General features: G+C 36.0%; 20 protein-coding genes. 19 read left to right on the top strand and 1 reads right to left on the bottom strand.

The features are described 5' to 3' along the window. The first annotated feature begins 11 nt into the window (after nt 1-11). Nucleotides 12-1,292, top strand: a complete 1,281-nt coding sequence (locus tag ACH33_RS16115) for a (Fe-S)-binding protein (protein ID WP_057900434.1) — start codon at nt 12-14, stop codon at nt 1,290-1,292. A gap of 166 nt (nt 1,293-1,458) precedes the next feature. Here the strand turns inward: ACH33_RS16115 and ACH33_RS16110 are convergent, their stop codons facing one another. Then, complete coding sequence (locus ACH33_RS16110; protein WP_057899917.1) at nt 1,459-1,815, bottom strand: helix-turn-helix domain-containing protein; 357 nt, start codon at nt 1,813-1,815, stop codon at nt 1,459-1,461. 303 nt (nt 1,816-2,118) lie between these two features. Between ACH33_RS16110 and ACH33_RS16105 the strand changes: the two genes are divergently transcribed. The 18 genes from ACH33_RS16105 (at nt 2,119) to ACH33_RS16035 (ending at nt 22,836) form a co-directional block, all read left to right on the top strand. Continuing rightward, nucleotides 2,119-2,826, top strand: coding sequence for a two-component system sensor histidine kinase NtrB (locus ACH33_RS16105; RefSeq protein ID WP_057899916.1), 708 nt, complete (start codon nt 2,119-2,121; stop codon nt 2,824-2,826). Between the two features lie 105 nt (nt 2,827-2,931). Further along, a complete protein-coding gene (locus tag ACH33_RS16100) occupies nt 2,932-3,813 on the top strand; it encodes a diacylglycerol kinase (protein WP_057899915.1) in 882 nt (293 codons plus the stop codon). Nucleotides 3,814-4,083: 270 nt separating this feature from the next. Further along, entirely contained in the window at nt 4,084-5,493 is a 1,410-nt protein-coding gene (gene rlmD, locus ACH33_RS16095; RefSeq protein WP_236781915.1) for a 23S rRNA (uracil(1939)-C(5))-methyltransferase RlmD, read from the top strand. A 751-nt stretch (nt 5,494-6,244) separates the two neighbouring features. Then, nucleotides 6,245-6,934 carry a lantibiotic protection ABC transporter ATP-binding protein gene (locus tag ACH33_RS16090; RefSeq protein WP_057899914.1) on the top strand — a complete coding sequence of 230 codons (690 nt, stop codon included), beginning with the start codon at nt 6,245-6,247 and terminating at the stop codon, nt 6,932-6,934. 18 nt (nt 6,935-6,952) lie between these two features. Further along, on the top strand, nt 6,953-7,699 hold the full coding sequence (locus tag ACH33_RS16085) for a lantibiotic immunity ABC transporter MutE/EpiE family permease subunit (RefSeq protein WP_057899913.1): 747 nt from the start codon (nt 6,953-6,955) through the stop codon (nt 7,697-7,699). A 1-nt stretch (nt 7,700) separates the two neighbouring features. Then, entirely contained in the window at nt 7,701-8,489 is a 789-nt protein-coding gene (locus tag ACH33_RS16080; RefSeq protein WP_057899912.1) for a lantibiotic immunity ABC transporter MutG family permease subunit, read from the top strand. Further along, nucleotides 8,482-8,964, top strand: coding sequence for a NisI/SpaI family lantibiotic immunity lipoprotein (locus ACH33_RS16075; protein WP_236781914.1), 483 nt, complete (start codon nt 8,482-8,484; stop codon nt 8,962-8,964). Before ACH33_RS16080 ends, ACH33_RS16075 begins: the two co-directional genes overlap by 8 nt. 90 nt (nt 8,965-9,054) lie before the next feature. Further along, entirely contained in the window at nt 9,055-9,189 is a 135-nt protein-coding gene (locus ACH33_RS20400; RefSeq protein WP_257721576.1) for a hypothetical protein, read from the top strand. 424 nt (nt 9,190-9,613) lie between these two features. Continuing rightward, a complete protein-coding gene (locus ACH33_RS18880) occupies nt 9,614-9,784 on the top strand; it encodes a gallidermin/nisin family lantibiotic (RefSeq protein ID WP_082706110.1) in 171 nt (56 codons plus the stop codon). Nucleotides 9,785-10,333: 549 nt separating this feature from the next. Next, a complete protein-coding gene (locus ACH33_RS16070) occupies nt 10,334-13,474 on the top strand; it encodes a lantibiotic dehydratase (protein WP_057899911.1) in 3,141 nt (1,046 codons plus the stop codon). Then, the gene (locus tag ACH33_RS19735) at nt 13,452-13,685 is read left to right on the top strand and encodes a hypothetical protein (protein WP_162265051.1); all 234 of its coding nucleotides are present in this window, start codon (nt 13,452-13,454) and stop codon (nt 13,683-13,685) included. The genes ACH33_RS16070 and ACH33_RS19735 overlap by 23 nt, the downstream gene beginning before the upstream one ends. 14 nt (nt 13,686-13,699) lie before the next feature. Continuing rightward, the gene (locus ACH33_RS16065) at nt 13,700-15,529 is read left to right on the top strand and encodes an ABC transporter ATP-binding protein (RefSeq protein WP_057899910.1); all 1,830 of its coding nucleotides are present in this window, start codon (nt 13,700-13,702) and stop codon (nt 15,527-15,529) included. Next, a complete protein-coding gene (locus ACH33_RS16060) occupies nt 15,510-16,805 on the top strand; it encodes a lanthionine synthetase C family protein (RefSeq protein ID WP_236781913.1) in 1,296 nt (431 codons plus the stop codon). The genes ACH33_RS16065 and ACH33_RS16060 overlap by 20 nt, the downstream gene beginning before the upstream one ends. A 155-nt stretch (nt 16,806-16,960) precedes the next feature. After that, nucleotides 16,961-17,659: a response regulator transcription factor gene (locus tag ACH33_RS16055; protein ID WP_057899908.1), complete on the top strand. Its 699-nt coding sequence runs from the start codon at nt 16,961-16,963 to the stop codon at nt 17,657-17,659. Continuing rightward, entirely contained in the window at nt 17,646-19,073 is a 1,428-nt protein-coding gene (locus tag ACH33_RS16050; RefSeq protein WP_057899907.1) for a sensor histidine kinase, read from the top strand. Before ACH33_RS16055 ends, ACH33_RS16050 begins: the two co-directional genes overlap by 14 nt. Before the next feature lie 281 nt (nt 19,074-19,354). Then, the gene (locus ACH33_RS16045) at nt 19,355-19,537 is read left to right on the top strand and encodes a hypothetical protein (protein WP_057899906.1); all 183 of its coding nucleotides are present in this window, start codon (nt 19,355-19,357) and stop codon (nt 19,535-19,537) included. 674 nt (nt 19,538-20,211) lie between these two features. Next, the gene (locus ACH33_RS16040) at nt 20,212-21,669 is read left to right on the top strand and encodes a type I restriction-modification system subunit M (RefSeq protein ID WP_057899905.1); all 1,458 of its coding nucleotides are present in this window, start codon (nt 20,212-20,214) and stop codon (nt 21,667-21,669) included. A 6-nt stretch (nt 21,670-21,675) separates the two neighbouring features. Beyond that, nucleotides 21,676-22,836 (top strand): restriction endonuclease subunit S, encoded by a 1,161-nt coding sequence (locus tag ACH33_RS16035; protein WP_057899904.1) that lies wholly within the window; start codon nt 21,676-21,678, stop codon nt 22,834-22,836. Nucleotides 22,837-22,865 lie beyond the last annotated feature (29 nt).

Here is a 22,865-nt window from a genome sequence, read left to right as displayed (position 1 = left end):
AAAAACAGGATATGTCCCTGTTAAGCAAGTTTAACATGGATGAGATTATGAACTGTATGCAGTGCGGTTTTTGCCTGCCATCCTGTCCAACATACCGTCAGACAGGCAAAGAAGTGGCGAGCCCGCGCGGTCGCATTGCGCTTATGAAAGGTGTGGCGCAGAAGGCGCTTGCCGTGGATGAAGAGTTTGAGCACAATATGTATCTTTGCCTTGGTTGTCGCGCGTGTGAGACAGCTTGCCCTGCAGGTGTTCCGTACGGCAGTTTGGTGGAAACGGCGCGGGAAGTCGTAGAAACACGTAAGAAAGAAGAAAAGACACTCCCATTTATCCGCAATTTGGTGTTCAATCAATTGTTCCCGTATCCGGAGCGTATAGAAAAGCTGGGAACCGCGCTCTGGGCAGCCCAGGCGGCCGGACTGCATACGCTGGCCCGGAAAACCGGATTGATTAACGTTCTGCCACGCCCGCTGGCAGAAATGCAGCAGTCCGTCCACAAAGTTGCTTCTCCGACCGAGAGAAAAAAGCGTCAGAAAGTGATGAAACCGGAAGGCAAGCCAGCTCAATTAAGGGTCGGTATGTTTAAGGGCTGCATCATGGATGTCATGTTCTACGAAACAAACCAGGCGACTGCCCGCGTGCTGACCAAGGCGGGCTGTGAAGTTGTATTCGTTGATGATCAGGCCTGTTGCGGTGCGCTACACGCTCACGCTGGAGAAAAAGACGGTGCCATTGCGCTTGCGAAACGGAATATCGAAGCATTTGAAAAAGCGGGTGTCGATCTTATTGTGAACAATGCTGGCGGTTGTGGGGCAGCTTTAAAGGAGTATCATCACTGGTTCCATGGCGATCCGGATTGGAAAGAGCGCGCCATGAATTTTGTGTCCAAAATGCGTGATGCGAACGAGTTACTTGCGGAATTGCCAGAACTGGAATTCAAAAAGGAACTTAACCTGCGCGTCACCTATCAGGATTCTTGCCATCTTGCGCACGGTCAGGGGATCCGTAACCAGCCGCGCCATCTTCTCCGTAGCATTCCTGGTGTTGAATACATTGAAATGATCAACGCGGACAGCTGCTGCGGCTCAGCTGGTATTTACAATATCACTAACTTTGACATGTCCATGCGGATTCTGGACGACAAGATGGAGAATGTGAAGATGACAAAAGCGCACGTTATTGTTACATCCAATCCTGGCTGCCTGCTGCAGATGAAACAGGGGATTATCCGCGCGGGCATGCAGGACAAAATGGAAGCGATTCATATTATGGATTTGCTCGATCGTGCACTTTAGCTTTTCGTTTTGATTATATATAAGGGAAAACTCGCGGAGTACCTGCGAGTTTTTTTATTTTTGAGAATTTACGTTTTTCATCCCATAGCTAAAGCCAGCGGGCTTTCAAATGTCATTTTTTATAAAGGAAAGCGGCGGGAGACTTCCGCCTGCTTTGTATTTTATGTCACTGTTTGTTATCCTGTTTTAATTTTTTTAGCATTTTAATTGTATTGCGGACTTGTTCTTTCACGATTTCCTGCTCTTGCGGGGAAAGTTCTTCATATCCTTCATAGGAGGAAATATCGATAGAAGGATCACGGAGAATGTACGGGGGAGAAACAGGATCATCAATACGTCCGAGAAGATAGTCTGTTGAAACGTTGAAAAAATCGGCGAATTTCTGAAGCGTAGCAAAATCGGGCTGGCGTTTGTTTATCTCATAATGCGCGTAAGTGCCGCGGGAAATGTTTAAGTGTTTTGCGATTTCCTCTTGGGTCAAATTTTTTTGTTGGCGAAGTTTTTTTAACCTATCACCAAGCATAACAATCCCACCTTTTTGCTTTCCCGATACATTATACTGTAGCCGTTGGTACCGCTAAAATGATTGTAGCGATAAGTTGCAAAGCGATTGAAAATAACTAATTTTTAAAGTAAAATCAAGGGATGGAGTAGCGTATAGCTACACGGTTAGTTTTTGAAGACAAGGCATAAAAATAACGGGAAATAAATGGAGAAGGATGAATATGCAAGCTTTGATAAGCTGGCTTAAGAACTTTTCATTGCCTCTGAGTGAAACGCAGGTGGTAGGAGTGTTCATACAATAATTATGGTAAGGAGAATGCAGATGGATAAGGCTGTGTGTCCGAACGAGGAGGAAAGGGCGAATTATTCCCTCATCGGCGATATAGCTGTTAAAATGGCTCATGAAGTACGGAATCCTTTGATGACGGTGCGCGGGTATTTGCAATATCTTTCGCGAAGTGTCGGGGAAGAGAATGCGGTGATATTTTTAGATCTTTTAATCCCCGAACTCGATCAAATAAATAAAACGATCGAAGATTTTTTGCTATTATCCCAGCCGGTTGTTCCGAAGAAACGACAGGTTTGTATCAACACGCTCATAAAACAATTCAGCTATTTGGTTTCAAAAGACACGGCGAATCAGGACATCAACTTTCAAATTCATCTTGCCCGGGAACTGGACGCTTATCCGCTTTTTATTGACCCTGATCAAATGCTGCAAGTTTTTTTCTCTCTTTTTTCTAATTCCATCGAAGCAAAAGACAAGCCGACGATGTCTATCTGCATCAAGACAAAGCTGCATAAAAACAAGGCATGTGTATATTTTGCGGACAACGGAAGAGGAATGGATAAGGAAACACGACGACAAATTTTTAATCCATTTTTCTCCACGAAGAAGGTCGGTATGGGCCTGGGGCTACCGATCGTGAAAAAAATCGTTACAGCAAACGGTGGTAGGATTAAGGTAAAGAGTTGTGGCAAAACAGGAACAATTGTCACACTGTTTTTTGCCATGCCTATGAATGTTTAACAGATTTTCAGCGGAGCACAGGAGCGAATACCGCTCTATCTTTTAAAACGAAAGAAAAGAAGGTATGATAAACTATAGAAAATTTATGGATGGGATGGATACGGATTGAAACGAGCTCGGCTTATTTATAATCCGTCTGCTGGCCGGGAAGAGGTGCGCAAACGGATTCCTGATATATTAAATACGCTGGAAGAAGCAGGCTACGAGACATCGTGCCATGCGACTAAAGGGGAAGGGGACGCGACGCTGGCGGCCCGCAGAGCGGTGGAGAATCGGTTTGATTTGGTTATCGCTGCGGGAGGAGACGGAACCGTCTATGAGGTGATTAATGGAATCGCGGAACAGCGCTACCGTCCTGCGCTTGGCATTATTCCCGCGGGCACGACAAACGATTTTGCCCGCGCTATCGGACTTCCTCGTTCGATTCCTAAAGCGGTTGGTGTTATCGCTAAAGGAAAGCCTTCTCCCATTGACATCGGTAAAATTAATGACAAATACTTCATTAACATCGCCGGTGGCGGTTCGCTCACCACGCTTACATACGAAGTGCCAAGCAAAGTTAAGACGATGCTTGGTCAGCTCGCTTATTATATTAAAGGGATCGAGAAGCTTCCGTTTCTTTCGCCGATGCGTGTACGAATTGAGGCAGACAATAATATCGTAATCGATGAAGAAATCATGCTTTTCCTTATCGCCAATAGTAACTCCGTGGGTGGATTTGAAAAGCTTATGCCAAAGGCAAAATTGGATGATGGCTTGTTTGATTGTATTGTGTTGAAGAAAACATCGCTGCCGGAGTTTATTCGCATCGCTACGATGGCGTTAAAAGGCGAACATTTCAAACATCCAAACGTGATTCATTTTCAGACGAAACAATTAAAAGCGACTGCAAACAAACGAGTTGACCTGAACCTGGACGGTGAGCTGGGAAGCTCTCTGCCATGTAAGTTTACGGCGCTGCCGCGCCATATTCAGTTGATTCGTTGAAATTTATAGAAATGCCGTCTGAACGTCCATGGTTTCAATCGTGGGATGAAAGATGGCATTGTTTGGTATCCTCTTTAAGAGAATGCCTAAAACAACAATTTTTTATTAATTATTCTTTGGTTTTTTGTCCTAGATATGGTCGAAAGGTATTAGTAAACAAAGTGGAAGAACGATTTAAAGAAACGGTGTTTTGGCATGATTCGTAAATATACAAGCCAAACCTATAGGCGTGTGGAATGTCAAATTTTACGAAAAATCAGGTGAAGCAGATTGGGAAATACATCACGCAAGAAAAAACAGGCTGCCACGGCTATTGCTGGACTTCCGCTGAAAAAAAACCAGACGGTAGAGCTTGTCATTGAAGATCTTTCGCATGAAGGCAATGGTGTGGGGCGTTATCAGGGATATACACTGTTTGTGCCGGGCGCATTGCCTGGTGAAACAATTATAGCAAAGGCAACTAAGTTGAAGAAGCAATTCGGCTACGCGCGCCTGATGGAAATCCGCGAGCCAGCTGCAAGCCGCGCGGAACCGCCATGCCCGATATACAAGCGTTGCGGCGGTTGTATGTTGCAGCATATGGATTATGATGCACAGCTCGCATTTAAGCGCAAGCTGGTGGAAGAGAATCTGCGCCGCATTGGCAAGATTGAAGGTGCTCTTATTCATCCGACGATCGGCATGGAAGATCCGTGGCGCTATCGGAACAAGGCCCAGGTGCCAATCGGAGAAGAAGAAGGCGGCTTGATTGGGGGCTTTTATGCCCAGCGTTCGCATGAGATTATCGATATGAAGGAGTGCCTGATTCAGCACGAGAAAAGCGATGAAGTCGTCGCCCGTGTGAAAGAAATTGCCGGAAAATACGGCATTCGTGCGTATGATGAGGAGGCGCACAGCGGTTTGTTGCGGCACGTGGTGACGAAAGTAGGCTTTGCGACAGGCGAAGTGATGATTGTGCTCGTAACGAACGGCGAGAGGATTCCGCATGCGGAAGCGCTTGTGCAGGAGCTTGTGGAAGCGATACCGGGTGTGAAAAGTATCGTGCAGAATATCAATACGAAGCGGACAAACGTCATTTTCGGCGATGTGACGCGGGTGCTGTGGGGCGAAGAGTATATTTATGATACGATTGGCGACGTGAAGTTTGCGATTTCGGCCCGTTCGTTCTATCAGGTGAATCCGGTTCAGACGGAGCGGTTGTATAAGAAAGCGCTGGAGTACGCGGCGTTGACGGGCGAGGAGAATGTGATCGACGCATACTGCGGGATCGGAACGATTTCACTGTTTTTGGCACAGAAGGCGAAGCACGTGTTTGGCGTAGAGATTGTGCCGGAGGCCATTGAGGACGCGAAGCGCAATGCTCGCCTGAACGAAATGGATAATGTGACGTTCGCGGTGGGGGAAGCGGAGACGGTGATTCCGCGCTGGTATGAGGAAGGGAATGTTGCCGATGTGATTGTGGTGGACCCGCCGCGCAAAGGTTGCGATGAAAAGCTGCTCCAGACGATTATCGCCATGAAGCCGAAGCGCGTTGTGTATGTGTCATGCAATCCGGCCACGCTGGCCCGCGATCTCCGCATCCTCGAAGACGGCGGCTATAAGACGGCGGAAGTACAGCCGGTGGATATGTTTCCACATACGGCGCATGTGGAGTGTTGCGCGTTGCTCATAAAAAAATAACTATTTGGAAAAGCGCGTTTCTGAATATCAATGAAACGGGCTTTTCCAATATCCTTTATTCATATGAACCTCCCCCACTTACCATAGGTTGAAGTGAGGGTTTCTGAACTGTCCACCTCGATAGAACAGGCGATCAGCGGGTTGTCGCTGATATCACAGACACGTGCCGTCTGCGATGAAGGAAGGGGACTTCTCGCGTGTTATGTTAAAATTTCCCGCAATTGATATGCCAACGGTACGTTACGAGCAAGCCGGGATAATTCTTTTGCTAAAATTAGATTAAATTTACCTTAATTTTGTTTTTAAATCATTGGATGAAGAACAAAATAGTTTTCAGGAAATTAAGTGTCTGATAAAACCATTTGATCAGACACTTTTTATTTTGTCTTGAAAAAAATTTATGTTTTTAAAGTATATATAAAAAATAATGTAAAGGCATGGACACGTACTAAATAATGCATACCCAATACAATACGTTTTTAAATCCCGTCAATTCTCTAATGAAAAATCGTGATTATTATAAAAACTTTATATTGAAAAGTTAGTATGAAATTGTGGATGAATGATGAATCAAAAAATGCATTAATTTCTTCAATGTATTTGTTATATCCAACGGAGATTAAGGATAATCGCTTAACTGTATAAAGTCCCGGTACTGCGCCGTTTATGTAGCCACTTGCGGATACGATGGAATGTAAAGGAACAAAACATAAAATCTTTAAAGCTTTTTAACTTTGAAAGGAGAATAGAAATGGAAGAGTATTTTTTGGAAACCAATAATTTAAGCAAATCTTTTGGTAAACAGCTTGCGGTTGACAATGTTTCTTTAAGAGTGAAGGAAAACACGATTTATGGATTGCTTGGACCGAATGGTGCCGGAAAATCAACCATCTTAAAATTGTTAACAGGGCTTTTGCGTCCTACAAACGGAGAAATTATCTTTAATGGTCATTCATGGAGCAGAAAAGACCTTAAAGATATCGGCGCGCTTATCGAATCACCGGCTCTTTATGGAAATTTAACGGCGTATGAGAATTTACTCGTTCATGCAAAATTATTAAATTTGCCGAATTCAAGAATAAAAGAGGTACTGGAAATTGTCGGTTTGGAGAATACAGGCAAAAAGAAAGTATCGCAGTTTTCCTTTGGTATGAAGCAAAGATTGGGTATTGCTAAAGCACTTTTAAATGATCCAAAACTTCTTATTCTCGATGAACCGACAAACGGACTTGATCCGCTGGGTATACAAGAGTTGCGGAAACTTATAAGATCTTTCCCGAAGCAAGGAATGACTGTCATCTTATCAAGCCACATTTTACCAGAGGTAAAACAATTGGCGGATTATATTGGCATTATTCAAAACGGAAAACTCAAATATCAAGGTGAAATAGAGCAAAACAAAGATTTAGAAAAATTCTTTATAGATGTAGTCAGCGGATAATGAAGGAGGATGTGAATAATGCTGAATATGATACAATCAGAACGTTTAAAATATAAGCGGACATTTGCAAAAAAACTTGTATATATTGCCCCTTTTTTCTTTGTACTATATGCCATGATTACCATGCCTACTATTAATTCAAAATATAATTATTTCGAATACACGGTATTTAATTGGTGGCCATTAATATTTATTCCGTTAGGGACAGCATTGATCGCGTCACTTTCCGCAATGAGAGAAAAAAAGTCGGGAAACTACAGAGCTTTACGATGCCATGATATCAGCATTACACGTATGTGGTTCAGTAAAATCATTGTAATTGCCTATTATACGTTGTTCTCATCAATTGAACTTATCATTTTGCTGTTAATATTAAAATTATTACTGCCCAACAGCATTACATCAGCTGTTGTAGTCATACTGGCCAGTCTTACAATTTGGATCACATCTTTGGCATACATCCCTATAGGTTTGTTTTTGGCAGAGCGATTTGGAACGGTGATTTCTGTTATTGTCAGCGTGATAGGGATCATAATAGGAGTAGTAATGGCTCCGGAATCTTACTGGATGTATATTCCTTGGAGCTGGGGAATGAGACTGATGTCTCCTATTGTAGGAGTTCATCCAAAAGGAGTTCCATTGGAGAAAGGAAGTCCTTTGTTGGATCCTTCCGTTATTCCAATAGGAATTGCTGTCTCCATTGTATTTTTTGTTTTATTGTCATTTGTAACAGCGTTCTGGTTTTCAAAAAAAGAGGTGAACTGAAATGTATCTTCTGAAAATTCTGTCTTCGGAATGGATAAAGACAAAACGTACAACAATCAGGCTTATCGTGTTTGTAACACCGATCATTTATCCAATCTTTATGTTATGGTATTTTTCCAGGTACAATGATCCTTCATCATGGCAAATTAAGATATATGGGGGTTTTTTTGAGGTACTGACCGTCTCTTTACCTATTATTATCTCTTTATTTACTGGTCTTATTTCATATCAGGAAGAAAAATCAGGAAATTTTATTAACTTGTTGGCCGGTCCCGTTTCAAGAGCAAAATTTTACTTTGGCAAACTTTTTCTGCTGATTTTATCAGCAATTGTGGATATATTCTTAGCAACTTTCCTTATGCTGTTGGGAATGAGATATATATTGCACGTAGATAATATTCATTATGATCTATTTTTGCAAGGAGTACTGTTGTCTGTGATTGGCTCACTTATACTTTTTTCCATGCATATGCTCATCAGCTTTGCATTAGGGATGGGAGCATCTATAGCGATCGGAGGCGGAGGCTTCCTTATTTCAGCTATAATTGGGGCAACTGTCGTAGGAGATAACATATGGCAGTTTATTCCTTGGGCTTGGACTGTTCGCCTTTCACAAGTTCCCATGTTATTAATGCCTGAGGCAAAACATGCCTTTGGAATGCAGTTGTCGAATCTTTATTTCCAAGAACTACTTAAAGGTATTGTACCTGCAATTATATGTTTTATATTAGTAACAATAATCGGCTTAATCTGGTTTAATCGCTGGGAAGGAGATAAGTCATATGAATAATAAAAGTAAAAAGCATGGAAAGGAGGAGAATATAGTGGAAATGAAAAATTCCATACTATTGCTTTTATTAATTGGTGCAATCCTCTTGGGAGGCTGTTCGCTTTTAAGTGACTTAAAACAAACAGCATCCCAAAATATGGCTATTGATAAAAAATTGCCGAAATATAAATTGAACAAAGAAAATTTCAAGGAAATAAGCTATGAGGGCAAAACTTATGTTATCCAAGAATCAGAAGTAGATCCCGACGAGTTAAATGAACCTATCGGAAAAGTTTCGGAAAATATTACGATTAATGAAAAGAATGAGATATTAAGCAAAAAAGAGCTTAGAAAAGTTGAAATTGTTCCAAATGAAGAAGACGAAAAAAGAATTCATTTAAATTTTGGTTGGGTATACAGCATAAAAGATGTAAGTCCGGACAAAGAAGTTGCGGTAGTAATTAATAATAAATATCATCTCGCAAAAATAAAATAATTATGAGTCCATGTCTTCAGGCATAAACTTAACTGAATTTTGGGAGCATGAAAAACAGATTGCGAATCTATATCAGATGCAAGTTATGTAATGGAAGAAGCAATACTTGGAATCTTAAATAGACATTTTGCAAAAGAGTACTTTCCTGTTGGTGAAAGTACTTTTTTTATTCCTTCAAAATTACAATGTAATTGGCGAGAACAACATGGGAAAATAGAATGGTAATGACTTTTCAATTAAAAATAACCAAAAAATAATAATATTCCATTTGATAAAAATTTTATAGTTGCATTCGCGAGCTTCAGGAAAGAATCGGGAGGTTTTTTGGCTGTTATCCCAAGTGAATTCTAGAGATGCCGGGAAAGGGACACCGGTTTGAATTTTTAATAGAAAATCTGAAGATAAATCTTTTAAAAAGAAGTTAATATTTTTTTAAAAAATATACAAAAATATAAAAAAATATAAAAAATGTATACAAAAACATTAGAAAAATATTAGAATTTCTATTTATGTTATATATCGTAAAGAAGTTTTTTAGTTTTGGAATTAACTACGTGGTGAGAAAGGATTGAAGAATTTATTGGATTGGCAATCCTTTCAACATCAGTAGTTAATGATAAATATTAAAAAACGAAAGGAGGAGTAAAGAATGGCTAAGTTTGATGATTTTGATTTGGACATCGTGGTGAAAAAACAGGACAACACTGTACAACCTAATGTTACTAGTAAATCTCTTTGCACTCCGGGTTGTATCACAGGTGTTTTGATGTGCTTAACACAAAACTCTTGTGTATCATGTAATTCTTGCATCAAATGCTAATCTCTTGTATTCATATGCTGATATATCAAGATTTGATCGCCAGCTTTTATGCTGGCGGTGGTTTTAAAAGATAGCAAAAAATTTATAAATTTTTTGCTATCTTTTTTTCAATCAAAATCAAAATAACCGTAGATCATATTTTCCTTTATGTTAAGTGAAAAAGTATTATTTATTATATACATATGTTTAGCCATTAAAATTATGCATTAATTAGTACAAATTTATCCGTTTTTAAGCTTGTGTTTGCCTTGAAAGTCCTGTGGTTTGTTCCTTTGCAATTCATCGTGTTTGTTCTTCATGTCAAGCGGGACAGTTAAGCGAGTACCCTTAAAATCGCCAAAGAATTAAGGATGAATACACGATTTTTCTTGAAACAAGCATTATGCTGTAACCATGTCTCGCAAAGGGATCTGGAAATTAGAAGCAAATCGCAAAAATCGAATAATTTTTCTTGGAGTATGTTGTTTTATTATCAGAAGAAGGTACTCCATATGCAAATGTATACAACTTAAGGGAGATCGTGAAGTATTGATTGGGAGGCTGTGTTTTATGAAAGATCTTATATTCAAAGACATCGATACGTTTATGATTAGAACGCCGGTACTATCAGTGAATAATTACTTGAAATTTTTTGATAAGAAACTTACCGATAAAGAAATTAAAGATCATCTATTGGAGATTTGTAATAATCCTGTATTCAGAGAAAGTATATTAGTCGCAAGTAAAAGTTTATATAATAAATTGATTGATTTTTGTAACGGAAAGGAAATAAAAAAGTATGATTATTTTCTTAAAGCAATTTATAAGTATCTAATAAGAATGAGTACGAGACCTACGCCATTCGGTCTGTTTGCAGGAATAGATTTTGGTGAATATACAGAAGAAAATACCTCTATAAAATATGGCGCAAATAATTTTAAGAAATTTGCCAGACCGGATTTAGAATGGTTAATGAAGATCGTGAAGAATTTAGAAAAAGAACAATATGATAAATTATGGTTTAAGATTAACGACAGTATATTTTTTAAAGGAGAACGCGCATTTTTATTACATTCGACTTTAAAAGACAGCGACAAAAAAGTCAATGAAATTAGTGTCAGAGTAACCTCGCCTTTTGAAATCACGTATAAATTGGCCGTTAATTTGATACCTTACCAAAAATTAAAAAAAGAATTAATGAAAAAATTTCAAAATACAGCTGAAGATAGAATTGATAATTTTTTAAAACAATTAATAGAAAATGAGTTTTTAATTTCTAACCTTCAACCGCCATTAACTGTGATGGATCAACTTGATTATCTTATAAAGGAATTGAAAAAAAGTAATATAGAAGAATTGGTCAATGAGTTAATTGATATTCAAGATTACATTCACAGATATACCATGACGCCTTTAGGTGAAGGTGAAAAAATATATAAAGATTTGCACAGGAAAATGGCTAAATTGGCAAAGACAGAATATGTATTGCAAGTTGATACGAAATTAAATTTAAAAGAAAAGAAGCTTAACAAACAAGTTATAAAAGATTTAAATCAATTGATGCGTATACTTTTGCCTTTTTCGATGACCTATCAACAAACAGATTCTCCGTTTTCAAGATATAAGCAAGAATTTATCGAAAAATATGGTGTGGACAGAGAGGTACCTTTACTGGAAATGCTTGATAATGATTTTGGTATAGGTGCTCCTTTGGATTATGAAAATCCCAAAAACTCAAAACTAGAAGTTGGAGTTATAAATCATTTGACCGATGAGAAATTAAAAGAATATTTTTTTAATAAATATGTACAGGCGGTTAAAGATAATAAAAGTATAACGATAATTGATGAAGAGATAAAAGAATTAGGGTTGGATGATTATGATTACAACAGTATCCCTGACTCATTAGACATAAACGTAATAATGAAATGTGATTCTAAGGAAGATTTTGATAACAATAATTTTAAATATTATCTTGGTCCTAATTTAGGATCTACACATGCAGGGAAAAGTTTTGGAAGATTTTCTTATATGATGGAAGGCGAGCAGAAATTATTCGAGACATTAAACGAGGAAATTCTGGAACTGAATAATGATTTTGATGATTATGTAACTTGTGAAATCGTTTATTTGCCAAATGAAACAAGAAATGCAAATGTAACCAGAAATATTCACAACAGTGAATATGAACTCGCTTTATTTACAAACAGCAGCAGAGATGAATCTCATAGGTTAAGTTTAAATGATATTCTGATCGGTATAGAAAATGATATTTTTTATGCAAAAAGCAAATCGCTAGATAAAAAATTAATTATTACTATGAATAATATGCTGAATACGCGAACAGCCCCTAATGCTATTCGATTCCTGTATGATGTAAGTTTAGACGGTAAAAAGATTTGGTATAATTTTCCTTGGGATACGATCTTTTCTGACTATCCTTACATCCCCAAAATTGAATATAAGAATTTCATTATATCACCGCAAAAATGGGTGATAAATAAGATTATCAATACAAAGAACAAAATAGATTTTGCGGAATTTAAAGAACTTTTCGAGAAGTTTTGTTTAGATTATAATGTACCGAAATATGTTTATTTAACTTTTGCAGATAATCGGGTTCTTTTAAATACTGAGGACGAAAATTGTTTGAGAATTCTTCATCACCAATTTAATAACAGATTTGGAAATATCATATTAAGTTCTTATGAAGATGCTGGTTATAATCTTGTTAAAGATCATGCTGAGGAAGAATATATTTGTGAATTGGTTATTCCGTTAGTTAAAGTTAAACAAAAAAATAACGATATGTATTCAAAACCCAAAAAATCAAATAATATCTCCAGTTTATCAAATATAAGAGTAAAATTACCTTTTGAAGATTGGATTTATCTAAAATTGTATGGAGTCAATTCCAGCGCGGATGATTTAATTGCCTTTCATATTTCGGAATACTGTCGCGATAAGTTGGCTAAAGGCGAAATTGAAAAATACTTTTTTATGCGATATGCCGACCCGGAACAACATATAAGATTAAGGTTCAATGCAAGTGAAGAGAAACTGTTAAGTATGTATCCCGACATCAAACAATGGCTCCGAACTTTAATCGAAAAAGGGTTGCTAAATCGTTTTTCCATTGATTCTTATGAAAAAGAAATTGAACGTTATGGCGGAACTGAATTGATAAATTTTGCAGAAACCTTATTTTGTTTTGATAGCATAGTAGTAGAAGACATGTTAAGACTAAAACGTTTAAAAAATATTAATTTTAGCGATGAAGTTATCGGAATGATTTCTATCATTCATTATATGGAACAGTTCGGTTTAGATTATGAAAGTCAATTGGATTTCTTACAACAGCAAATAAATAAACAGGACTATCGGGAAGATTTCAAACGCAATCGCTCTTTTTATATGAAAGCATGTAATACCGACAATAATTGGAAGGGGTTAAGAGAAAGTGAAGAGGGGATGTTATTATTAAATATTTTGAATCAGAGAAACAGAAGCATAAAAGAGTATGCAAGCAAGATCAAGGAAGGTCTGGAAGCTTCATCGGAATTATCCATCTTAGACAGCGTGATTCATTTACACTGTAACAGGTTATTCGGGATCGATCGGGAATTTGAAAAGAAAATCCGAACATTGGTTGCGCATACTTTATACGCATTAAAATACATTAAACTAAATGAAGTGGTATTGGAAAAATAAAGATTGCGGAAAAATTAAAAATGCAGGTTTGACCCTTCATTTGTGCAAGCTCTTGGAGTTTGCACAAATGAAGGTTTCACATGTTAAAGCTTTTTTAAAAACGAAATCCAGCGGCAAAAGTTCGGCAAGTTATCTCCTGTTAACTCAGGTTACACTTCTGAAAGCGAAAAAAGCCTTTATGGCTGGAATAAGGTTTAATTCTAGCATGTGAGGATTGAAAATACTATGAATATAAAAGAGTATGATGATCACGTTACCGTAAAAGATATAATTAATTCAATAAAGATGGTTCCCAAGACGCTTGTTCTCATAAAGAAAGTAGACAGCAAAAGTTTTTTTATCATTATTTTCCTGAGTTTATTAATGGGGATCGCGCCTATTATTACATTATTCGGTTCGCAAAATTTACTTAATGCAATCGGGTTCCAAAATATTCGCATTATCGTATCCGCATTAATTTTTTATATTTTTGCCAACTTATTCAGTGAGATTATCAGCAGTTTTACGGAATATTACCAAAATAAATTTCAAACTTTACTCAATTACAAACTTAATTTAAAAGTAATGGACAAGTGTACAAAACTGCCCTTAAGACATTTTGAGGATGCTGAAGTTTATGACAAGTTGCAAAGAGTTCAAAATGAAACACCGTACAAACCATTTGAAGTGTTTTTGTCAATATTAAGTACAATATCTGCTATTGTAACACTTTTCTCATCAGTAATGATCCTAATAAATTGGAAACCTTGGGTATTGATTATATTAATCATAATACCGGTAATTTTTTCTTTTTATTTTTTTAAAATCGGTCAAAGAGAGTTTAATGTCAGTTGGCTGCGTGCTCCGGAAAAAAGAAAATCATGGTATTTATCCTACTTAATGACAAGAGATAACACTTTCAAGGAAGTAAAATTATATAACCTTGCTGGATATATATTAAAACAATTTAAAGAAATTAATAAAAAGTTTGTTAAACAGGATATTAAGCTTTTTAAAAGAAGAACAGTTTTTACATTTATATTTGAGGTCGTAGAACAAATATGTATAAATACAGTATTGGTTATTATCATCATCTCAGCGTTGGCAGGTGAAATACTTGTTGGTAATGTCGTTGGGCTTATTCAGGCGTTAAACTTAATTTCAAATAATTCCAGAAAGATACTAAATACTATTCATTCTTTGTATAAAAATAATTTATATATTAATCAACTATTCGAATTTTTGGATTTAGAAGAGGAAGTATTGAATAAAGATGATAGATTAGCATTAGGAATAGACAAAATCGAAAATATAAAGATAAAAAATTTAACGTTTAGTTATCCAACCAATCCTAAAGTTGTATTAAAAAATATTAACCTTGAGATCAATAAAGGTGAAAGAATAGCAATCGTCGGTGCTAATGGTTCGGGGAAAAGTACTCTTATAAAACTTTTATTGAAACTATACGATCATGACGAAGACAGTATTTATTATAACGATGTATCTATAAATGATTTGGATACAGCACAATTAAGAAAATGCATCGCGGTGTTATTCCAAGATTTTGTCAAGTATGAATTGAAATTAAGGGAAAATGTGGGGTTCGGCGATATCACACGAATTGATAATGATAAGGAAATAAAACAAGCCATGGAAAGAGCGCAGGTAGATTTTATCGAGGATTTGAATACTCAGATGGGTTTATGGTTTGTAGACGGCGTGCAGCTTTCGGGAGGACAGTGGCAAAAGGTGGCTATTGCCAGAGCGTTCTTTAGGGATGCGTCTGTATATATATTAGATGAACCAAGCTCAGCGCTGGATCCCATTTCAGAAAAAGAAGTCATTGATATGTTTATCAATATGACAAAAGATAGAATCGGTATATTTATATCACATCGACTATCTACGGCAAAGCTTGCTGATAAAATTGTGGTAATGAACGATGGTGAAATAATCGGGATAGGTACTCATCATGAACTTTTAAATAATAATGATTTATACAGAAGAATGTATGAATTAGAAACTTTGCAAAACGAGGTGGAATATGAACGTCTCAGTGAAAGAGCTAGTTTGTAATATCGCAAAAAAATTATCGGATTATGAGAATATGAAGTGTATTGTTAATCATCCAAATAATTATATTAAAATAGGAAATAGGAGTATAAATCCATTTAATGAATTGAGTTTAAGCCATGGTTTACCGGCTTTATGCGCGCTATACGGTGAATTGAGCGAGCAATATCCCGATGAAGATTGGGATGTATTAGGGCATCAATATATGAAAAGGATTGGTGAACAAATAAATCAAAATGGTTTCTCCTCTTTATCCATGTTTAGCGGATTGGCCGGTATCGGTCTGGCTGCAGTATGCTTATCTAAAGAAGGGAAAAGATATCAAAACTTTATCTCTAATATTAACCAGATAATAGATGAAAGAATAGAATCGATCATAGATTATTTAAAACAGAAACAGTATCCGAATATGGATGATTATGATGCGATTTCTGGAGTCGCGGGTATAGCAAGTTACTGTATGTTATTCCCGCAAGAAATGGAAAAAAGTATATCTTTAATCTTAAAATATATTGTAGACTTATGCCAAGACAAACAGATTGAAGATATAAAAGCTCCGGGATGGTATATTCCTCCTGAAAATTATTTTTCGGAAAGGGATAAAAGAAATTGGCCCGACGGTTTCTTTAACATTGGTTTGTCTCATGGCATACCTGCTTTATTAATCGTTTTATGCAATGCAAAAAAACTTAATATTTATGTAGATGGACAAGATGAATGTATAAAAAAAATAGCCGACTTTCTTATCAAATTTCGTATTAAGGAAGAAAATGAGGCTTATTGGGGCACACACGTTTCTCTGGAAGAATACAAAAAAGGATCTATCCTAAACAAAAATACAAGAGATGCATGGTGCTACGGAACTCCCGGTGTTGCTTATTCATTACTTATAGCGGGAAAAACGCTAAATAATCAATCATATATTGACTGCGCCGTCAGTGGAATGGAAATAGCAAGCAAACGACTTTACGATATTTATTCTCCTTCGTTTTGTCATGGTTTATCAGGTGTTGCGTATATCTGCAATAGATTTTATGAAGAAACGAATTTAAGCTATTTTAGAGAAACAGCCCTCAAATTAGCGAATGATATAATGGAATTTTATAATGATGAATTTCCTTTTGGTTTTAAAAATATTGAGGGGAGCGAAGAAAACAGGGTTTATTATGATTACGTTGGATTAATAGATGGAACAGCAGGAATTTTATTGACGATATTAGCTATACAAAACGGTAAAAAAACGCCTTGGGACTGTGCATTTCTATTATCTGAAGTTTAAAATTAAATCATACAGTACTGTTATTGTTTAATCAGACTAAGAAAAAGGCAGGGTATTCTCTGATTACGTTAAGAGGGTACCCTATCTGCATAGATATTGAACACGTTAAAAAATGTGTTCTAATTCCAATGATCTGTAAGGTGGGATATGGAAGAATGAATAAAAAGAAAATTTTAGTCGTTGATGATAATGAAGATATTTGTCTCACGATAAAACAATATTTGGAACTTTATAATTACATTGTTGAAATTGTACATAGCGGCACCGAGGCATTACAAATCATCAATAATAATTTTGATTTGATTATTTTGGACATTATGATGGAAGGCATTGACGGTATGGAATTGTGTGGCATTATCCGTGACAGAGTGGATTGTCCTATCATATTTGTTAGCGCAAAAACGCTGGAGGAAGATAAGGTTCAAGCCCTTTCTATAGGCGGAGACGATTACATGACTAAACCCTTTAGTTTAAAGGAGTTAAAGGCAAGAATAGATTCCCATTTAAGACGAGAAGAGCGGATCAGATCGAATGATAGGCATCTTCTAAGTTCTAAAAATATTACGATAGATCTTTTAGCTAACGAAGTCTTTTGTAAAGGTGTTAAATTACAGTTAACAAAAAAAGAGTATGAAATCATTAAATTGTTAATGTTGAATAAAAATATGGTTTTCTCTAAAGAAAGAATATTTGAACGTGTATGGGGATTGGATTCGGAAAGTCAGTTAGAAACGGTTACAGAGAGCATTAAAAATATCAGGAAGAAAATAAGATCTTTAGATAAAGAAACTTCCTATATTAAAACATTATATGGATTAGGCTATAAATGGGATGTTACATATGAAAAAAGATAAAACAATAAAAAGGGATTTTTATTTATTAGTTGTTAAGGTCTTCTTGTCAACCATTATATCCTCACTTATTACTTATTTATGTTTATTATTATTCATATTTATGTTTACAAATAATAATACGATCAAACCGACGGATTATTTTGTTAAATATCTGGATTTAATTGAAGAAAAGATTGAAGAAAACTCAGCATCCATTTTAATGGGGCGATTAATTGATATAAAGTCCTATAGCGAGAAAATTCAGGGGGAAGTTTTGGACATCAACGGTAATCATATGTATGGCGATAAGGGAGTTGCTGGGGACAAAATAGATATCGGTGAAGTTATAAATCATGAGATTGTAAAAGGAAGTTATGTTTACAAATTTATACCTATTAAACATGATAACTCTATTCAAGCGGTGTATGTGCTGAAAGCTCCTTTCGGGTTCATAATTAATAATAAGGATCGCCTCGGAGTGGTATTCATTTATATTGTGCTGCTGATTTCTCCGTTAATATTTTTTATTATTTATTTAATTTTATTTACATCTAAGCTGTATAAATCATTGTTTAATAATATTAAAGTATTGCTTCAGGCCGCAGATAAAATTTCGAACGGTGATTTTGACTTTAAGGTCCATGGACTTAAAAGGCAAGAGTTTATAAGGATACAAGATTCTTTTAATACAATGATTAGCGCCCTTAAAGATATGATTGAAAGTTTATCAAAGATTGATGATGAACGTAAAATAATGGTGTCATCGATTGCCCACGATATAAGAACTCCTTTAACCGTAATCCAAGGACAAATGGATTTAATTGCTGCTCTGAAAAACCTTGATAATTTTGATATTACTCCCCATTTAGATATTATCCGCAAGAATTGCAGTAAAATGAGCATGCTTACAGACAATTTGTCGTTACTATATAAAGTAGAAAAAGCAGACTTCTTGTTGAATATTAAAAGAATTGATTTAAACAAAATGCTTGAAGAGAAAAAGCAAGAGATATCAACAATGGCCTATAATAAAAAATCCGTAAAAATTAATTTTGATGTCAATTTAAGCAAACAATTTTATTTTCTTGACGAAGCAATGTTAATGAGGGTCTTAGATAATATTTTATATAATAGCCTAAGATTTACAACAAGTGGAGAAATTAAACTTGAGGTCCATGATGAAGCTGATGGACATAGTAATAAAATTTATTTTAAATGCATGGACACGGGAATCGGATTTAAGCAAAAAGATACATCCGTTTTGTTCAAGGCTTTTTATCAAGATGATCAATATAAAAATCATGTTGGTTTAGGTCTTTATATTTCTAAAAAAATTGTAAACAATTATGATGGAGAGATTTGGGCATACAACAACGAAAAAGGCGGAGCGACAGTTGAGTTTTATATAAAGGTGCTTTCAAATTATTTATTATAAATTGGGACAAATTTTGGGGGTAGACCAAAATTGTTGTGCGAATTTGCTTAACTTTAAAAAGTTCTTCCTAATTGAGTCCTTTATTTTAAAAATATGTTCTGCCGCAACTGGCCTTGTGCTTCGGATGCATCATGTTAAAACAAAAGAAGGATTTAGTCGCAAAAAAGGCGTATAAGAAGGTCCCCCCTCTCTGTTAAAAAACTTTGATTTTCTGTTATACCCCCCTTTTTTGAAAAAAGTAACATAAGGTATATCTTTTTATGTAAGCAGATGCAATTTTTATGATAATAAGATCTAAGAAGGGGAAAATAGATGAAAAAGAAAAAATTGTAAAATGGCTATTTTTAGCTTTATTTGTTATCATTTTAGGATTTTTAGCCTATTTATTTTATCAAAAAACTGTTATTGTTGGACAATTGGAGGAAAGAGAACAGTTATTAACTGCTGTATCAATGGAATTGTAAGAAAATAGATATAAATATAGTGATTTTCAAGATATAGGTGTGGTGTAGTATATAATTATTTTAAAGGTGGAGAGTTCCCTTACCAAGTATATGTTGTATGTAAGGAAGATCCATCTCGTAAATATTATTTTGGATGGAAAGACCATAAAAAAATGAAGTTACGCTTGAAGAAGAAAGTGCCAATTAAATATCAAATTTAAAGGGACAGTTCAGTTTGGAGATGCCCCTTTTTGAAAGAGCATCGCCAGCAACTCTACTTATTTTTTGCCTCCGTATTTACCTAATCTGCATCTCTTTTTTATAGTGATAAGGGAAAGATGGCTATTGAATGGATAGTTATTAATAAATGCTAAAGGCTCTTTTCACAAAGATTGTTGTTCGTAACGTAAAATTTTTACTGAGCTAACGGGCACAATTGGATTGCTTTTTTGGCGCAGTCAATAATTAAAGAAACTTTGTATTGTATTATGAAAAAAAGAATAAGAAGTTGCGGTGTATTATATGGAGGAAGATTGTGTAATACATTGCTGATTTTTTGTTGATATGCTAACCTATACGTACGAGGCATGCAACATTCTCCTTTGCGTAAAAATCGTTGGTGGTACATTTATTTTTACACAGGATGAATGTTGAGGCCTCTTTTTGTTTGCTGGAAATAGCAAGGGGGTAGTTGCATGATTACAGGGGAATTAAAGAACAAAGTCGATAAAATATGGGAAACATTTTGGACAGGCGGGATCACAAATCCGCTGACGGTCATTGAGCAGTTTACATATCTTTTATTTATTAAAGGGCTTGACGAAGTGGAAGCAAAAAATGAACAGGAAGCCGGTCTGTTAGGTATTGATTTTGAACCAATCTTTCCTGAAGATAAACAACACTTGCGTTGGAGCAAGTTTAAAAACTTAGAAGCTACGCAAATGTACGAAATCGTATCAAAAGAAGTATTCTCGTTTATTAAAAATCTGCATGGTAATAAAGATTCTGCGTACGCCAAATACATGAACGATGCGATTTTTATGATTCCTACACCGCAAATGCTTTCAAAAATTGTGGATGGTATCGACAATATCCCGATGAAAGATCGCGATACACAAGGAGATTTATACGAATATTTGTTGTCAAAAATTGCGACAGCGGGAACGAACGGTCAATTCCGTACACCGCGTCATATTATCAAAATGATAGTAGAGTTAGTAAAACCAACACCGGAAGATATTATTGTTGACCCGGCGGCTGGTTCTGCGGGCTTCCTGGTAGCGGCAGGTGAATATCTGCGTGATAAGCGAAGTGACTTATTTTTAGTCCAAAGTTTAAAAGAACATTTTAATAACCATATGTTTCACGGCTTTGATATGGATCGTACGATGCTGCGCATCGGTGCGATGAACATGATGCTTCACGGTATTGAAAATCCGAATATCGAATATCGTGATTCATTATCTGAGCAAAACAAAGATAAAGACAAATATACGCTTGTTCTTGCCAATCCGCCTTTTAAAGGTTCGTTAGATTATGATGCGGTTTCAAGTGATTTATTAAAGATTTCCAAGACAAAGAAAACCGAGCTTTTATTCTTGGCCTTATTCTTGCGCATTTTAAAAACGGGCGGACGTTGTGCGTGCATCGTGCCGGACGGAGTGTTATTTGGAAGCTCGAAAGCGCATAAAGATATTCGCAAAGAAATCGTGGAAAATCATAAATTAGAAGCGATTATTTCGATGCCAAGCGGCGTATTTAAACCATATGCGGGCGTTTCGACGGCGATTATGATTTTCACGAAGACAGGTGCTGGCGGTACGGATCAAGTATGGTTTTACGACATGAAAGCGGATGGCTATTCGTTAGACGATAAACGCAACCCGATTGAAGAAAACGACATTCCGGATATTCTTGCGAGATTCAATAATCTTGAAGTAGAAAAAGAACGGAAACGCACGGAGCAGTCGTTTTTTGTGCCGGTGGAAGAAATTCGTGAAAACGACTATGATCTTTCGATTAACAAATATAAAGAGATTGAGTATGAAGAAATACAGTATGAAGCACCGGGTGCGATTCTTGAAAAAGTAGAAGCGTTGGAAAAAGAGATTATGCAAGGACTACAAGAATTGAAAGAAATGATTAGAGGGTAAAGCATTATGACTGCAATTAAGTATAAAAGAGTTTCAGAAGTATGTGAAATAATCATGGGACAATCTCCTTCTTCTGATACATATAATAATAGGAAAGAAGGATTGCCTTTTTTTCAGGGGAAAGCTGATTTTGGAAAACTGTATCCAACTCCCAAGATTTATTGTTCTGCACCTTTAAAAATTGCAAATAAAAACGATATATTAATGTCAGTACGAGCACCTGTAGGAGATGTTAATATTGCGAATACAAAGTGCTGTATTGGTAGGGGATTGGCTGCTATCAGAGCGAATAATGATATGATTAACTATAAATATTTATTTTATGCACTAAACTATAAGAAAAATGAAATAGAAAATATGGGGACAGGAAGTACTTTTAAAGCTATAAGTAAAAAAGATATAGAGAATATTAAGATACCGGTTTCCGATATAGAAAATCAAATAAAGATTTTAAAAGCATTAGACAAAGCCCAAGAACTCATCGACAAACGAAAAGCCCAAATTGAAGCGTTAGACCAGTTAACGCAAAGTGTGTTTTTGGAGATGTTTGGCGATCCAGTGCAAAATTCTTTAGGGTTTAAAACAGAACCACTTCATGAATTATGTGTTCACATTTTTGGAGGGGGTACACCATCAAAAAGTAATCCGGAATACTATATAGGAAATATACCTTGGGTAACCCCAAAGGATATGAAGGATATTGTTATAAATGATAGTATTGATCATATTAATGAGGATGCAATAGCAAATAGTTCAGCTAAGTTAATCCCACCTAATTCACTTTTGATGGTTATCAGAAGTGGGATTCTAAAGAAAAAGCTTCCTATAGCGATAAATACTAGAGAAGTGACAGTAAATCAAGATATGAAGGCTTTTGTAGTGGATAAAAATAAGATAACTGTTGAATATTTACTTTATTTCTTTGAATTTTACCAGAAAGTTTTATTAAACCGAGTTAGATCAGTTACAGCTGATAATCTCGATTTTCAACAAATTAAAGAAATATTAGTACCAGTTCCCGCAATAAATAAGCAAAAGGAGTTTAGCAACATCTTTTATAAAGTTCTAGCAGAGAAAAATAAATGCTTACAACAATTAAATGAATTAGAGAATAACTTCAACTCCCTTATGCAACGTGCATTTAAGGGAGAATTGTTTAGTGATTAACAAATATAGAGAGAAATGGTTTCGATTAC

The organism is Aneurinibacillus sp. XH2 (assembly GCF_001439585.2).
Taxonomy (GTDB): Bacteria; Bacillota; Bacilli; order Aneurinibacillales; family Aneurinibacillaceae; genus Aneurinibacillus; species Aneurinibacillus thermoaerophilus.
The sequence above is the reverse complement of the archived record's forward strand: the minus strand, read 5'-3'. Positions and strand labels throughout refer to the sequence as shown.